The sequence below is a fragment of the Aeromonas sp. ASNIH4 genome, from assembly GCF_002934425.1.
GTDB lineage: Bacteria > Pseudomonadota > Gammaproteobacteria > Enterobacterales > Aeromonadaceae > Aeromonas > Aeromonas hydrophila.
The window spans coordinates 1035941-1050309 of the sequence record NZ_CP026217.1 but is presented as its reverse complement, the minus strand read 5'-3'; the positions used below and the strand labels follow the sequence as shown (position 1 = coordinate 1050309).

11 protein-coding genes are annotated in these 14369 nt (G+C 61.6%); 7 read left to right on the top strand and 4 right to left on the bottom strand.

The window, feature by feature from the left end:
• Nucleotides 1-5: 5 nt before the first annotated feature.
• Nucleotides 6-914, bottom strand: a complete 909-nt coding sequence (locus tag C2U40_RS04975; RefSeq protein ID WP_011706900.1) for a LysR family transcriptional regulator — start codon at nt 912-914, stop codon at nt 6-8.
• Nucleotides 915-1101: 187 nt separating this feature from the next.
• Here C2U40_RS04975 and C2U40_RS04970 point away from each other — a divergent pair, with 187 nt between their 5' ends.
• From C2U40_RS04970 to ygjK, 4 genes are all read left to right on the top strand, one after another.
• Nucleotides 1102-2358 (top strand): adenylosuccinate synthetase, encoded by a 1257-nt coding sequence (locus tag C2U40_RS04970; RefSeq protein WP_029304166.1) that lies wholly within the window; start codon nt 1102-1104, stop codon nt 2356-2358.
• Nucleotides 2359-2572: 214 nt separating this feature from the next.
• Nucleotides 2573-3109, top strand: a complete 537-nt coding sequence (locus C2U40_RS04965; protein WP_103827016.1) for a YbhB/YbcL family Raf kinase inhibitor-like protein — start codon at nt 2573-2575, stop codon at nt 3107-3109.
• A gap of 11 nt (nt 3110-3120) precedes the next feature.
• Entirely contained in the window at nt 3121-3918 is a 798-nt protein-coding gene (locus C2U40_RS04960) for a helix-turn-helix transcriptional regulator (protein WP_103827015.1), read from the top strand.
• A 199-nt stretch (nt 3919-4117) separates the two neighbouring features.
• The gene (gene ygjK / locus C2U40_RS04955; RefSeq protein WP_103827014.1) at nt 4118-6598 is read left to right on the top strand and encodes an alpha-glucosidase; all 2481 of its coding nucleotides are present in this window, start codon (nt 4118-4120) and stop codon (nt 6596-6598) included.
• Between the two features lie 78 nt (nt 6599-6676).
• Here ygjK and tyrS read toward each other — a convergent pair whose 3' ends face one another.
• Complete coding sequence (gene tyrS / locus C2U40_RS04950; protein WP_103827013.1) at nt 6677-7876, bottom strand: tyrosine--tRNA ligase; 1200 nt, start codon at nt 7874-7876, stop codon at nt 6677-6679.
• A 114-nt stretch (nt 7877-7990) separates the two neighbouring features.
• Between tyrS and C2U40_RS04945 the strand changes: the two genes are divergently transcribed.
• Both C2U40_RS04945 and C2U40_RS04940 read left to right on the top strand, forming a co-directional pair.
• Nucleotides 7991-9301 (top strand): peptidoglycan DD-metalloendopeptidase family protein, encoded by a 1311-nt coding sequence (locus tag C2U40_RS04945; RefSeq protein ID WP_043119306.1) that lies wholly within the window; start codon nt 7991-7993, stop codon nt 9299-9301.
• A 32-nt stretch (nt 9302-9333) separates the two neighbouring features.
• Nucleotides 9334-10443 carry an anhydro-N-acetylmuramic acid kinase gene (locus tag C2U40_RS04940; RefSeq protein WP_103827012.1) on the top strand — a complete coding sequence of 370 codons (1110 nt, stop codon included), beginning with the start codon at nt 9334-9336 and terminating at the stop codon, nt 10441-10443.
• Between the two features lie 119 nt (nt 10444-10562).
• Here the strand turns inward: C2U40_RS04940 and hchA are convergent, their stop codons facing one another.
• Nucleotides 10563-11426, bottom strand: a complete 864-nt coding sequence (gene hchA, locus C2U40_RS04935; RefSeq protein WP_103827011.1) for a glyoxalase III HchA — start codon at nt 11424-11426, stop codon at nt 10563-10565.
• Nucleotides 11427-12252: 826 nt separating this feature from the next.
• Here hchA and C2U40_RS04925 point away from each other — a divergent pair.
• A complete protein-coding gene (locus tag C2U40_RS04925) occupies nt 12253-13518 on the top strand; it encodes a RidA family protein (protein ID WP_103827009.1) in 1266 nt (421 codons plus the stop codon).
• 116 nt (nt 13519-13634) lie between these two features.
• Here the strand turns inward: C2U40_RS04925 and C2U40_RS25995 are convergent, their stop codons facing one another.
• The gene (locus C2U40_RS25995; protein ID WP_146054346.1) at nt 13635-14219 is read right to left on the bottom strand and encodes a hypothetical protein; all 585 of its coding nucleotides are present in this window, start codon (nt 14217-14219) and stop codon (nt 13635-13637) included.
• Nucleotides 14220-14369 lie beyond the last annotated feature (150 nt).

The following is a 14369-nucleotide window of genomic DNA, read 5'->3' as shown; positions in this document are numbered from 1 at the left end:
TGGACTCAAGCCCTGGCGTCCGGCAACGGCTGCGGGCGCTGGATCTCCTGCTCCACCCAGTGCAGCAGTTGCTTGATGGCCCGCGACAGCACCTGGTTCTGGCGCACCACGTACCCTAAGCTGGTGCCGGGAAAGTCGGTGAGCCGGGTCACCGGGGCGGTCAGCTTGAGCCGCGGGTGAATGGAAAAGTCCGGCACTATGGCCACCCCGAAACCCGCCTCGGCCCAATCGAGCTGGGCGTCCACGCTGCCCACTTCCATGATGCGGCAGCTGGGCAGGCCGAGCAGCGGCAAAGAGGGGTCGATGAGCGCCCGGGTACGGGTGTCGTGGCCCAGCAGGATCAGGGTCGGCTCGTCGAGGGGATCGCTCTCCCCCGCCTTCGCCCGCGCCTGCCAGCGGGCGAGACCGTGCCCCAGCGCGCACCAGGTCACCTGCTGCAACTCGGTGTAGAACAGCGGCTCGCTGCGCTTTTGCGCCATCACGAAGCCCAGATCTGCCTTGCCCGCCTTGACCAGCTCCGCCGCCTGATCCGAAGTGGTGTTGAACAGGGTGAGGTCGATGCCGGGGAACTCCTGCTTGAAGCGCTGAAAGGGCTGAATGAGCAGCAGGCGCGAGATGATGTCGCTGGCGGCGATGGCCAGCGTCCCCTGACTCAGCTGGTTGAGGGCGTTGAGATCGGACTGGCAGAGCTGCAGCTCGGCGATGGCGCGCTCGGCGCTTTGCAGCAGCCGCTCGCCGGCCTGGGTCAGGCGAAACGGGCTGCGCTCGATGAGTTTGACCCGGGTGGCCTGCTCCAGATTCTTGAGGTGCAGGCTCACATTGGGCTGGGTCATGTGCAGTTCGGTGGCGGTCTGGCCAAAGTGCTGCAGCCGGGCCAGGGTGACGAAGGTGTGCAGCCAGTGAATATCCAGCATGGGGATCCTCTTGTGCCGCCACGGCCGCACAGGCCCCTGACAGGGATGCCGGCACGGCAGCGGGGCGGTTTGCCGATAAATTCACCGCAATTATATGACTCTCTTATCGGAATTATAAAGATAATTAATTTTTCTAATCCTCCTGAGCCTCCTAGGATGATCGCCTAACGTCTTAGGAGAAAGAGTCATGTCGTCTATCGTAGTCGTAGGTGCCAACTGGGGTGATGAAGGCAAAGGCCGCATCGTGGATTATCTGGCAGGCCAAGCAGGCGCCAGCATTCGCTTCCAGGGCGGCAACAACGCCGGCCATACCGTCGTCAACGACCTTGGCACCTTCAAGCTGCACCAGGTTCCGAGCGGTGTGTTCAACCCGGATTGCCTGGTCGTGCTCGGCCCCGGCATGGTGATCAGCCCCGAGAAACTGACCGTCGAGCTGGACGAAGTGAAAGCCTCCGGCGTCACTCCCAAGCTGGCCATCTCTGATCGCGCCACTCTCTGCCTGCCGCTGCACGCCATGGAAGATACCCTGGAAGAGCAGCGTCTGGGCGACGGCGCCTACGGTTCCACCCGTCAGGGCATCGCTCCCGCCTATGGCGATCGCGTCATGAAGAAAGCGATCCTGGTGGGCTGGCTGAAGCAGCCGGAAGTACTGGTCGAGCGTATTCAATTCTTCCTCGACTGGAAACTGCCGCAGCTCAAAGCGCTCTACCCGACCTTCGAATTCAACCAGACCGCCCAGGAGATGGCCGACTGGCTGCTGGAAGTGTCCGCACCCTGGATCGACTCCGTCTGCAACGTCAGCATGCCGCTCAAAGCGCTGCAGGCCGAAGGCAAGACCCTGCTGTTCGAAGCCCAGCTGGGCGCCGGCCGTGACCTCATCTACGGCGAATACCCCTGGGTGACCTCCTCCCACGTGTCCGGCGCCTATGCCGGCATCGGTGGCGGCCTGCCGGGTCTGCGTCCCGAGCGCATCATCGCCGTCGCCAAGGCGTTCAGCACCTCCGTCGGTACCGGCACCCTGCTGACCGCCATGGAGAACCAGGACGAGTTCCGCAAGATCGCCAACGAGTTCGGTGCCACCACCGGCCGTCCCCGTGACGTTGGCTACTTCGACGCCGTCGCCACCAAGAACGGTGTCGAGCTGCAGGCTGCCAACGAAGTGGCGCTGACCAAGCTGGACTGCCTGACCGGTCTGCCGGATCTGAAGATCTGCGTCGCCTACGAAGGTGCCCACACCGAGAACCCGATCTGGCCGCAAACTGCCGGTCTGAAGCCGGTTTACGAAGTGATGGAAAGCTGGAGCGAAGACATCACCGGCTGCCGTACCTTCGCCGAGCTGCCCAAAGCGGCTCAGCAGTACGTACTGCGCATCGAAGAGCTGCTGGGCGTACCGGTGCCGATGGTCTCCGTCGGCCCGGGCCGTGACGAGATGATCCTGCGCTAAGTCGCGCGATCAGCTGTCAGCACAGTAAAAAACCGGCATCCAGGATGCCGGTTTTTTTATGCCCGGACGTGCCACCACTCTTTCGCAGCGCTCACCAGCAATCAACACAACGACTCATATCCTGGCAGCAAGACGGCCACTTTGAGCGGTTGGGTCACTCACCTTCTCCCCCTCTTCGCTAGACTGATCCCATCATCCACCGAGGAGCCTCACCATGAAGATTGCCAAGCGTACCACCCTGCTCTCCCTGCTGTGCGTGGCAGCCCTGCCCGCCAGTGCCATGACCCTAAAGAGCAGCGACATCCACGAAGGCCAGCTGATGGACAAGGCCTTCAGCTTCAACGGCTTTGGCTGCAGCGGTGGCAACCGCTCACCCCAGCTGAGCTGGCAGGATCTGCCTGCCGGCACCAAGAGCGTCGCCATCACCGCCTATGACCCCGACGCCCCCACCGGCAGCGGCTGGTGGCACTGGCTGGTGGTGAACCTGCCGGCCAGTCAGAGCGAGCTGCCGAGCAATGCCTCCGGCAAGCTCAAGCAGGGGCTGGAGCTTAAGACCGACTTCGGCAGCCAGGGTTACGGCGGCCCCTGCCCGCCCGCCGGCCACGGCATGCACCGCTACCAGTTCACCGCCTGGGCCCTGCCCCAGCCCCTGGAGGTGAAGGCAGACACCCCGCCCGCCATGGTAGGCTACATGCTCAACAGCATGGCCCTTGGCAAGGCCACCCTGACCGCCACCTTCGTCACCCCCTAGGAGCCAGCCGGATGAGCACGCCGCTGCTGCAACTGCACCACTATCTCGGGATCCGCCAGCAGCCGCTGCACCGGGTGCTCATCTACGCCCCCACCATCATCTGGGTGGAGCAGGGTCACAAGCAGTTATGGTGGCAGGAGAAGCGCCTGGCGTTCGATCAGGCGAGCTGGCTGCTGATCCCGGCCGGTCACCAGCTCACCTTCGTCAACCAGCCGGAGCAGGGCAAGTTTCGCTCCCGTGCGCTGACCCTGCTGACCCCGCCCCCCGTCGCATGGCTCGGCGCCGCCCAGGCCGGCCCGCTCAGGGAGCCGCGCCTGACGGTCAGCCCGGCGCTGGCTTTCTGTTTCGAGCTGGTCTGCTCCATGGCGGATCGGCGACTCCATGAGGCCACCCAGGCCCAGCTGCTGCAGGGCTTCTATGCCGAGCTGCAGGCCGCCGGCGGGCTCGACCTGCTGTTTCCCGCCCACACCATGACCCTCGGCGAGCGGCTGGCCCGCTACCTTGGGGTGGAGCCGGGCGCCGATCACACCCTGGAGGGGGTCGCACCGCACTTCGCCATGAGCCGCGCCTCCATGGCGCGCAAGCTGGCCACCGAGGGGCGCAGCTTTCGCCAACTGCTGACCCAGGTGCGCATGAGCCACGCCCTCACCCTGCTGCAGCAGGGGCTGGCGCCGCTGGAGACGGCCCTCGCCTGTGGCTACGACTCCCCCAGCCGCTTTGCCGCCCGCTTCAAGCAGGAGTTCGGCCTGACCCCCTATCAATACCTGCGTACCTGCCCCTCCTCTCTCTCGCTGGCTGCCGCCAGATAAGTAAATAGTTACTAAAACACTAAGCTATGTAACCTCGTGTAACCGGGTGATCCGGCTCACACCAGCCCCTCCGGCACTGTGACGCAGCGCCAATAATCCCGTCAAAATCGCCCTATAATGGCTCTCGCAAACGCTTTCACTAAAACAAGTACTAAAAAACACCTTCCTTAACCTACAAAAACTGTCATTGGAGCGAGAGATGTTTCGTAAAAGTTTACTATCCGTTACCCTGAGCGTCGCCCTGTTCGGCCTCACTGCCTGCAACGGCAATGACTCCAGCAGCCCGGCCGCCCCCAGCGCCACCCTGGCGAACCAGTATCAGAATGTGATCGACCGCAGCGGTACCCCGCTCCAGTTCCGTGACTTTGACAGCTACTCCAACCTCAAATACAACCCGCTGCTCGATCTCGGCGCCTGGCACGGCTTCCTGCTGCCCGCCAGCGACAGCGAATGGGGTGGCTTTACCGGCCCCATGGTCATCGCCGAGGAGTACAGCCTGTTCTTCGCCAGCGAATTGGACAAGCTGACCCTGAGCGACGAGAGCGGCCGCGCCTTCCCGCTCACCAGCGCCAGCAAGCAGGCGCTGTACGCCATCCCGGGGGCGCTGGTGCAGCGCTTCGAATTCGACCCCTTCACCCTGGAGCTGGAGCTGCGCTACGGCGATGCCCGCACTGCGCTGGTTCGCACCCGCCTCATCAACCACACTGACGCCCCCCTCACCCTCAAGCTCAACTGGCAGGGGGAGCTGCTCAACCAGTGGGATGCCAACAAGACGGTCGCCGAGCAGTACCCCGCCTGGACCCGCTCCATCAGCCAGACCGAGCGCGGCGTGGCATTCCAGTTCGGCAAACTGCGCAGCACCTGGAACATCATGCAAAGCGGCAGCGCCAGCTACCGCATCGATCGCACCCTGCCTAGCCGTACCACCCTCGACGAGCAGGGGCTCGGCTACGTGAGCGAGGCCAGCCTCACCCTGGCCGCCAAGGGCCAGCAGGATATCTACACCCTGCAGAGCTATGTCCACAGCCGTGCTGAAGCGAGTCGTTTCGAGCAGAGCCGCCAGGCGCTGCTGGCCGACCCCGCCAGCCATTTCGACGACTCCATCCGCCGCTGGGAGGATTACCTGGCGCGCGGCCTCTCCAATCAGGGGATCCCGAAATCGGAGCGGCGTATCGCGGTCAAGGCGATGGAGACCCTCAACGGCAACTGGCGCTCACCGGCCGGCGCCATCCTGCACGACGGGGTGACCCCCTCCAACACCGCCCGCTGGTTCGACGGGGTCTGGGCCTGGGACAGCTGGAAGCACGCCTATGCCATGGCCCACTTCAACCCCGAGGTAGCCAAGAACAACGTGCGCGCCATGTATGACTACCAGATCCAGGCCGATGACCCAGTCCGGCCGCAGGATGCCGGCATGGTGATCGACGCCGTCTTCTACAACAAGCTCGCCGATCGCGGTGGCGACGGCGGCAACTGGAACGAGCGCGACACCAAGCCGCCCCTCTCCGCCTGGGCCATCTGGGAGATCTACAGCGCCACCCAGGACAAGGCCTTCATCGCCGAGATGTATCCGAAGATCCAGGCCTATCACGACTGGTGGTATCGGGCGCGAGACAACAACCGCAACGGCATCATCGAATATGGCGCCACCCGCCACGCCGAGCACAACGACGAGTTCGGCAACATCACCTTCAAAGTGCAGTACCCGACGGGGGCACCGGCCGGGCTGGATCTGTCGAGCTGTACCGATGAGGGAGATGGCTGGTATGGCTGCGCCGGCATGGCGCTCTATCAGCAGGTATTGAGCGTTGGCGGCTACGCCGACATGGATATCGGCGCCCAGCACGGCGCCGGCTGGGAGTCCGGCATGGACAACGCCGCCCGCTTCGGCTTTATCGAGCCGGATCAGCTCAAGCGCTATGCCGACAAGACCTATGGCGGCGACATGGCCAGGGCGCGCCAGGACTGGAACGTCTTCTTCTTCGAAAACCATCAGGACGACGGCAGCCTCATCGGCTTCTCCATCGATCAGGAGTCGGTGGAGCTCAACGCCTTCCTCGCCAAGGAGAAGCGCATCCTGGCCGACATGGCCGAACTGCTCGGCAAGCCGTACGAGGCGAGCCGCTATCGCGAAGGGGCGACCCAGCTGGCCGGCTATATCAACAGCTGCCTGTTCGATGAGGCCTCCGGCTTCTATTACGACCGCCAGATAGCCCAGGGGGATCTGCCGGACGCCAACGGCTGCGTTGGCAAGCTGTTGACCGCCCGCGGCCGGGGCCCGGAAGGGTGGAGCCCGCTCTGGGCCGAGGTGGCGGACAAGGAGAAAGCGGCGCGGGTGCGCGAGGTGATGCTCAATGCCCAGGAGTTCAACACCAGGGTGCCGCTCGGCACGGCGGCGCTGACCAACCCGGCCTACGACCCCGACATCTACTGGCGCGGCCGGGTCTGGCTGGATCAGTTCTACTTCGGGGTGAAGGGGCTGGAGAACTACGGCTATCGCAGCGATGCCCAGACGCTGGTCAACAAGCTGTTTGCCAACGCCGAGGGGCTGGCGGGCAGCGGCCCAATCCGCGAGAACTACAACCCGGAGACCGGCGCCATGCAGGGGGCCAGCAACTTCAGCTGGAGCTCAGCCCATCTCTACATGCTCTATCGCAACTTCCTGAAAACAGAGGGCTGATCCCTCTGCGCAGGCATGAGCCAACAAAAAGGCCTCCGCAAGGGAGGCCTTTCTTATGGCGGCGCCGGTGGTGGTGACTTACTTGACGGTCACCCGGGCAAACTTGCGCTTGCCGACCTGGTAGACGGCGGTACCGGCACCGATGAGTGCCTTGCCATCTTCCAGCTTCTCGCCATCGCGCTTCACCGCGCCCTGCTTGATCATCCGCAGCGCTTCGGAGGTGGTGGCCACCAGATCGGCATCTTTCAGCAGGTTGGCAATCGCCAGCCCTTCCCCTTCCAGCGCCAGCTCGACTTCCGGCATTTCGTCCGGAATGGCGTTTTTGGAGAAGCGCTGGGTGAAGTCTTCGTGGGCCGCTTCGGCCGCCGCCTCGTCGTGATAACGGGCGATGATCTCCTTGGCCAGCCAGATCTTCACGTCGCGCGGGTTGAGGGTACCGGCAGCGATGCCTGCCTTGAACTCTTCGATTTCAGCCAGCGGACGGAAGGAGAGCAGCTCGTAGTAGTTCCACATCAGATCGTCGGTGATGGACATGATCTTGCCGAACATCTCGCCCGGGGCATCGTGTACGCCGATGTAGTTGGCCGCGGACTTGGACATCTTCTTGACGCCGTCCAGGCCCACCAAGAGCGGCATCATCAGCACGCACTGGGTCGCCATGCCGGCATCTTTTTGCAGCTCGCGGCCCATCAGCAGGTTGAACTTCTGATCGGTACCGCCGAGCTCGACGTCCGCCTTCAGCGCGACCGAGTCATAGCCTTGCAGCAGCGGATAGAGGAATTCGTGAATGGCGATGGACTGGCCGTTGCTGTAGCGCTTCTTGAAGTCGTCGCGCTCCATCATGCGGGCCACGGTCTGCTTGGCCGCCAGCTTGATCATGCCGGTCGCGCCCAGCTCGCTCAGCCAGGTCGAGTTGTACTCGATGCGGGTCTTGGCGGGATCGAGGATCTTGAACGCCTGCTCGGCATAGGTGAGGGCGTTGTGCTTGATGGCCTCTTCGGAGAGCGGCGGACGGGTGGCGTTCTTGCCGGAGGGATCACCCACCATGGCGGTGAAGTCACCGATCAGCAGGATCACTTCATGGCCCAGATCCTGGAAGGTCTTCAGCTTGTTGAGGATCACGGTATGACCCAGATGAATGTCGGGAGCCGTCGGGTCCATCCCCAACTTGATGCGCAGCGGGCGCCCTTCCTTCAACTTAGCGACCAGTTCTTCTTCCACCAGAATTTCTTCCGCTCCGCGCTTGATCTCGGCTAGCGCCACCTCGAGCTGGGACATTTTTTGACTCTCCAATCACGATTCCACAGGGCCAGACATATTACTGGAATGGCGGGCCAATTGGAAAGGCGGTAAACTCCGACATTCTTCCCGGCTCAACTTCGTCTGCTTCTCATGGTCATTTGGCACGCCTTCAACTCTCTCCCTCACTGGCACCGCAAGATGGTGCTGATCCTGAGCATCATGGTGATGATGCTGGCGGCCTGGCCCAGCGAACAGGCGGTCGCCACCCGGGTCGATGACAACGGCAACGAGCTGGCCATGGAGCAGCAGGTCGACGAGGAGGCGCTGCTGGCCGAAGCCAAGCCCGTTGCCCCCCCCAAGCCGAGCTACATCACCAAGCAGGTGAAGGTACGCAGCGGCGACAACATGGGGGTCATCTTCCAGCGCCTCGGCCTCAGCACCACGGATCTGCACCTCATCGACCAGCTCGAGGGCACGGATACCCTGCGCCTGCTCAAACCAGGTCAGGAGCTCACCTTCAAGCTCACCAAGGGCGGCGAGCTGCACAGCCTCTACTACCCCCACAGCCTGGAGCAGGCGCTCAAGGTGAGCCGCAAGGCCGACAGTTTTGTGGCCAGACCGGTCAAGCTCGAACTCGACACCCGCGAACAGGTGGCCAAGGGCGAGATCCGCTCCAGCTTCTGGGGCGCCGCCGTCGACGCCGGCATGACCGAGGATCAGATCATGGATCTCGCCGCCATCTTCGGCTGGGACATCGACTTCGCCCAGGACTTGCAGCCGGGCGACAGCTTCCGGGTGGTCTACGAAGAGAAGTATCAGGATGACGAGCGGGTTGCCTCCGGCGACATCCTGGCCGCCGAGTTCGTCAACCAGGGCGCCACCTATCGCGCCGTGCTGAACGAGGACGGCAACTACTACACCCCGGATGGCAAGGCGATGCGCAAGAGCTTCCTGCGCGCACCGGTCAACTTCAAATACATCAGCTCCAATTTCAATCCGCGCCGGCTGCACCCGGTCACCGGCAAGGTGCGTCCCCACAACGGCATCGACTACGTGGCGCCGGTGGGCACCCCCATCATGGCGGCGGGCTCAGGCAGCGTGGTGGCCGCCGGCTACAACCAGTTCAACGGCAACTACGTCTTCATCAAGCACGCCGGCAACTACGTGACCAAGTACCTGCACCTCTCCAAGCGCACCGTCAACAAGGGGCAGCGGGTGAAGCAGGGCCAGACCATCGGCAATCTGGGGGGGACCGGACGGGTCACCGGACCGCACCTGCACTATGAATTCGTGGTGGGCGGCGTACACAAGAACCCGCGCACCCTCAACCTGCCGCAGGCGGAGACACTGAGCGGGCGGGCGCTGGCCAACTTCAAGGCGCAGGCCATGCCCCAGCTGGCCAAGCTGGACAGCCCGGAGCTGCAGCTGGCCCAGAACAAGCGGGCCAACGGTGGCAGCTGAGCCACCATGTCAGAGAGCCACAAGGAGCAGTCATGAGCGAGCGTTATATAGGCTTGATGTCCGGTACCAGCATGGATGGTATCGACGCCGTGCTGGTGACGATGGATAGGGAAGCACTTCGAGTAGAGGCGGCGCTGTGCCACCCCTGGCCAGCGGAGACCGCCCACGAGCTGCACGCCCTCTGCACCCCGGGCGACAACGAGATCGACCGCATGGGGGTGGCCGATAACCTGGTCGCCCGCGAGTTTGCCGCCGCCACCCACGCCCTGCTGGCCAAGGCGGGGCTGACTCCCAAGGATATTCGCGCCCTCGGCAGCCACGGCCAGACCATCCGCCACCGCCCCCAGCTCGGCTTTACCCTGCAGATCGGCAACGCGGCCCTGCTGGCGGCGCTGACCGGCATCGATGTGGTGGCCGATTTTCGCACCATGGACATGGCCCTCGACGGTCAGGGGGCGCCGCTGGTGCCCGCCTTCCATCAGGCCTTCTTTGCCCACCCCGGCGCCCTGCGGGTGGTGCTGAACCTCGGCGGCATCGCCAATATCTCGGTGCTGCCGGGTCAGGCAGACGGCGTCTATGGCTTTGATACCGGCCCGGCCAATACTCTGCTCGACGGCTGGTATCGCCGCCATCACCCCCAGGGGGCCGGTTACGATGCCGGCGGCCAGTGGGCGGCCAGCGGCAGGCTTATCCCTGCACTGCTGGAGCAGCTGCTGGCTCACCCCTACTTTGCCACCCCCCACCCCAAGAGCACCGGGCGGGAGATGTTCACCCTGGCGTGGCTCGATGACGAGCTGGCCGGCCACGCCCATGCCCCGGCGGATGTGCAGCGCACCCTGCAATCCCTCACCTGCCACAGCATAGCCCGCCAGCTGCCCGCCCACAGTGACGCGCCAACCCGGCCCGAGCTGTTTGTCTGCGGCGGCGGCGCCCATAACGCCCCGCTGCTGGCGGAGCTGGCCAGCCTGCTGCCCGGCTGGCGCATCGCCAACACGGCCGAGCTGGGGATCGCCCCCGACTGGATGGAAGGCGCGGCCTTTGCCTGGCTGGCACAGCGCTTTATCCACCGCCAACCCGGCAATCTGCCGGCCGTCACCGGTGCCAGCCGCCCAGCCGTGCTGGGTGCCCTCTATCCCGCCTGAGCCATACCCGGTCTCCAAGGCGCCGTCTGACCCAATCAAGCAGGGCCGTCACTCGACGGCCCTGCGGTTTCATTTACTGCCTGTTCAGCGCTGCCAGCCCTTCTTGCGAGGGGGATACGCTATTGGCGGCTCACCGCCTCCAGCAGGGTAGTGGCGGCCAGCTTGCCGAGCGGATTGCCGGCCAGCGGGCTGTCACCGGTCAGCAGATTGCGATCCCGACACACCTCCCCCGAGATGCCGCTGTTGACGATCTCAAACCCCATCCCCTTGAGCCGCTCACCAAACTTCCAAGTGAGCCGGCCCGGCATGTAGCCGATCGCCGGCGTCTGTTCATCCAGCGCATCGGGGAAGGCGCAGATCCGGTAGCCGGCGAAGGTGTGCGGATTGGCCACCGCCAGCAAGGCCGCCGGCCCGTGGCAGAGGGTGATGATGAAACGCTCGTGGGCCATCGCCCACTCCAGCAACACCTTGACCTCGGCGCTCTCGGGCAGCCCCATCAGGGCGCCGTGCCCACCGGGAATGAACACGCCGAGGTAGTCCGAATCGGGGGCCTGCACCCGCGCCAGCAGCTCCGCCAGTTTGGCTGGCTGGCGAAACTGCCCCTGGTATTTGCCATAGAGCCCCACCACCGCCTCATCCTCCGTCGGCATGGCCCACCACTCGAACTTGACCGGATTGCCCGACAGGGTGGCCACCTCAAAGGCAAAGCCCGCCTTGTCGAGGTGATACATGGGCAGCAGGGTTTCCACCGGGTGGTTGCCGGTAGAGAACAGGGTGCCGTTGTCGGTGGGCAGATAGCGCTCATCGGCCCCGATCAGCAGGATCTTCCAGCGGCCGCCCAGATAGGGGGCGGGATAATCGGCCCCCGCCAGATCCGACTTGCGCGAAGTGAACTGGCTCAAAGAATAGGGGGAAGGGAAAAAGGCATTCTGCTCCGCCGGATCCGGGGTCGGTTGCTTGTCGTCAGTCAGCTTCTCGGTCATGGGACTCTCTCCATCATGGGTTGACTCGCTCTCACAGTATTGGCTGCCAGGGGCCGGGTAAATGCGCAGCGCCCTTCCCTCTGACAGGGCACTGACGCACGGCGCCCACGCAGCCAAGTCCTGTTCACAGCGCTGAAAATATATGGCATATGCAGGGTGGCGTCCTGCCCGCCTGGTTGCCGCATCCGGCAGTGAACGGCGCACCTCATTTTCATCCGCTCTTGCCACCCCAGCTTATTGCCATGCAGATGGGCTGAATGTTATTTCAATGACTCGCTTGCGGCTCACTTCAGGCATATTTTTGGCCTTATGAAAAGCCCTTCACCAGGCTGAAAAATAAATAGCTATGCAAAACCGGGATAATATCCTGCAAGTTGGTCAGAATCATTAACCTAGGATTTACAGCTGGTAACCTGAATCGACGCCAATAAAGGCGCCATCAGCCGTCTGTATGGTAAAAAGTGGGAGCGCCATCACCTTTATTGGTCATTCTGGTCATGCATTGAATAGCAAAGTGAATATATTTCACTCTGTTGAGCCACCTCATAGAAACCGGATCCCGGTTTGCATCCGCTGGCAAACGCCCCCTAGAATCCTCCCGTCTGAATCATCAAGCCGATTTATTTCTCCCTTATCTGTTTGCACGCGCCGGCGGCACCGGCACAAGGCTTTACACAGTGATGACCATGGTCCCCTGCCCCCGTCGCCCTGCGGCGGGAACGGGCAACTGTTGCCGCCATCATGGGTATCGCCCTGCGTGACGCATTCGGCCAGGGAAGAGCAACGCGGCCTGACCCTACATCAAAAACGAAAAAGGAGTATCGCCATGAGTGGTACCATCATCAAGTCAGCCAGAAATACCGCCAATGCACCGCAGGATCTGAGCCCCAGCACCCAGAGCGTGGCGTTCTCCCACTACAACAATATCTCCGCCCAGCTGCCGGTCGACCCGAAAACGGGCGCACTGGTCGCAGGGGATATCAAGGCGCAGGCCAGACAGTGCCTCACCAATATCAAGGCCATCGTCGAGAGCATCGATCATGTGATGGATGACGTGGTCAAAATCACGGTATTTCTCAAAGAGATTGCCGATCTCGACGCGGTCAACGCCGTCTATGGCGAGTTCTTCCCCCGCCTGCTGCCGACCCGTACCGTGCTGGCGGTGGCCGGTCTGCCGCTCGGCGCCGCCGTGCAGATGGACGCGCTTATCTCCAACGGTGAAGGCACCTTCCCGCAGGCCCCCTGTCCCTTGCTGAAGCTCTCCCGCAACAGCGACAAGGCGCCGCAGGATCCGCTCTCGACCCATACCGTCGCCTTCTCCCACTACAACAATATCGGTGCCCAGCTGCCGGTCGATGCCGCGTCGGGCCAGCTGGTCGCCGGCGGCATCCAGCAACAGGCTGGCCAGTGCCTGCGCAACATCAAGTACGTGCTGGAGAGCATCGATGTACCGTTTGACGATATCGTCAAGGTCACCGTCTATCTGACCAGCCTGGCCGATCTGGACGCCGTCAACGAGGTCTACACCACCTTCTTCCCGGACTCCGCCATTGCCCGTGCCGTCGCCTATCTGCCGGCGCGCAGCGTGATCGTCGCCTCCGCCCTGCCGCTGGGCGCCCGGGTGCAGATGGATGCGGTCATCTCCCACGGTGACGGCACTCCGCCACAGCTGGTGGAAGACAGACACAATCTGGTGATCCGCGCCCGCAACACCGACAAGGCGCCGCGCAGCCCGCTGCACAGCCAGACTGTCGCCTTCTCCCACTACAACCATATCGCCGGGCAACTGCCGGTTGATCTGGCCACCGGCAAGATCCTGACCGGTTGTGTCAAGGAGCAGACCGCCCAGTGTCTCGGCCATATCAAGACCATCGTCGAGAGCATCGGCCACGTGATGGACGATATCGTCAAGATCAATATCCAGGTGAAGAACATCGCGGATCTGGCGGACGTGGATGCCATCTACACCAAATACTTCCCGGCCTATCTGCCCGCCCGCACCGTTATTGGCGTGAGCGAGCTGCCCGCCGGCGCCCTGGTGCAGATTGATGCGGTGATGTCCAATGCGGAAAGTACCCCGCCGCAGGCATAAGACATGCCCTGAATAATAAAAAGAGACCGGCTGATGGCCGGTCTCTTTTTTATTTAACGAGCAAGGATATTATTTTATTGCTTCACGAAGCTATAATTACATTTCGCTCATCTAGCTTAAAAACTATTAACTGGGTGGGTAGCTGCTTGATATGCTACAAACAATACGCCCTGAACAACAAATGCAAAAACAGAGAATAATAGAAATTTCATTTGATGGTTTGTGTAACGTTCAGAATTACCATAGCGTTTTATTTTTCCATTTACATTACTAATGCTTGACTTATATTCATATGAAGTAAGTTCATCATTATATATATCTTGGGCAAACTTATCGTAGTCACTTGGGTTATGATTACCGGCCAACAGTTCTGTTTTGACTGCTGAATGCCCAAGTAATAGTTGTCTATATTGATTTAGAAGATTATTTGAAAGCACAGTCTGAAATGCTGAAAACAAAATTGAAACACCAGATGACAATATAGAAATGGCACTTGCAATATATGTATAAATAAAGGACTGGTTTGAAGACATTGTTACCGAAGCTGCAATAACACCAATCGCTACCATTGAAAGCCAAGTTGAGTGAGATATCGTATCTTTAATATCCTCAATTTGAGAGCTAGCTGACTGATTACGTGCTTCTATTGCACTTTCAATTATTCTAACAACCTTTTCATTATCAACAGTAACTTTTTCCATAGAAAAATCTCTATTATAGGTAAAAAGAGAAAAATATATCAAAGATAGTATTGAATCATAATGAAATTCATAAAAACTTTAAACTGAGCTTTGGGTGTGAAAACTACAATAGGCTTGATAGATAGATTTAAAACGCCCCTCCATCATGCG

Excerpts from the sequence above, each read along its gene's own strand:
- C2U40_RS04940 (WP_103827012.1), top strand. The coding sequence starts at position 9,334 with ATGAGCGAGCGTTATATAGGCTTGATGTCCGGTACCAGCATGGATGGT.
- C2U40_RS25995 (WP_146054346.1), bottom strand. The coding sequence starts at position 14,219 with ATGGAAAAAGTTACTGTTGATAATGAAAAGGTTGTTAGAATAATTGAA.
- C2U40_RS04945 (WP_043119306.1), top strand. The coding sequence starts at position 7,991 with ATGGTCATTTGGCACGCCTTCAACTCTCTCCCTCACTGGCACCGCAAG.
- C2U40_RS04970 (WP_029304166.1), top strand. The coding sequence starts at position 1,102 with ATGTCGTCTATCGTAGTCGTAGGTGCCAACTGGGGTGATGAAGGCAAA.
- C2U40_RS04975 (WP_011706900.1), bottom strand. The coding sequence starts at position 914 with ATGCTGGATATTCACTGGCTGCACACCTTCGTCACCCTGGCCCGGCTG.
- C2U40_RS04965 (WP_103827016.1), top strand. The coding sequence starts at position 2,573 with ATGAAGATTGCCAAGCGTACCACCCTGCTCTCCCTGCTGTGCGTGGCA.
- hchA (WP_103827011.1), bottom strand. The coding sequence starts at position 11,426 with ATGACCGAGAAGCTGACTGACGACAAGCAACCGACCCCGGATCCGGCG.
- C2U40_RS04960 (WP_103827015.1), top strand. The coding sequence starts at position 3,121 with ATGAGCACGCCGCTGCTGCAACTGCACCACTATCTCGGGATCCGCCAG.
- ygjK (WP_103827014.1), top strand. The coding sequence starts at position 4,118 with ATGTTTCGTAAAAGTTTACTATCCGTTACCCTGAGCGTCGCCCTGTTC.
- tyrS (WP_103827013.1), bottom strand. The coding sequence starts at position 7,876 with ATGTCCCAGCTCGAGGTGGCGCTAGCCGAGATCAAGCGCGGAGCGGAA.
- C2U40_RS04925 (WP_103827009.1), top strand. The coding sequence starts at position 12,253 with ATGAGTGGTACCATCATCAAGTCAGCCAGAAATACCGCCAATGCACCG.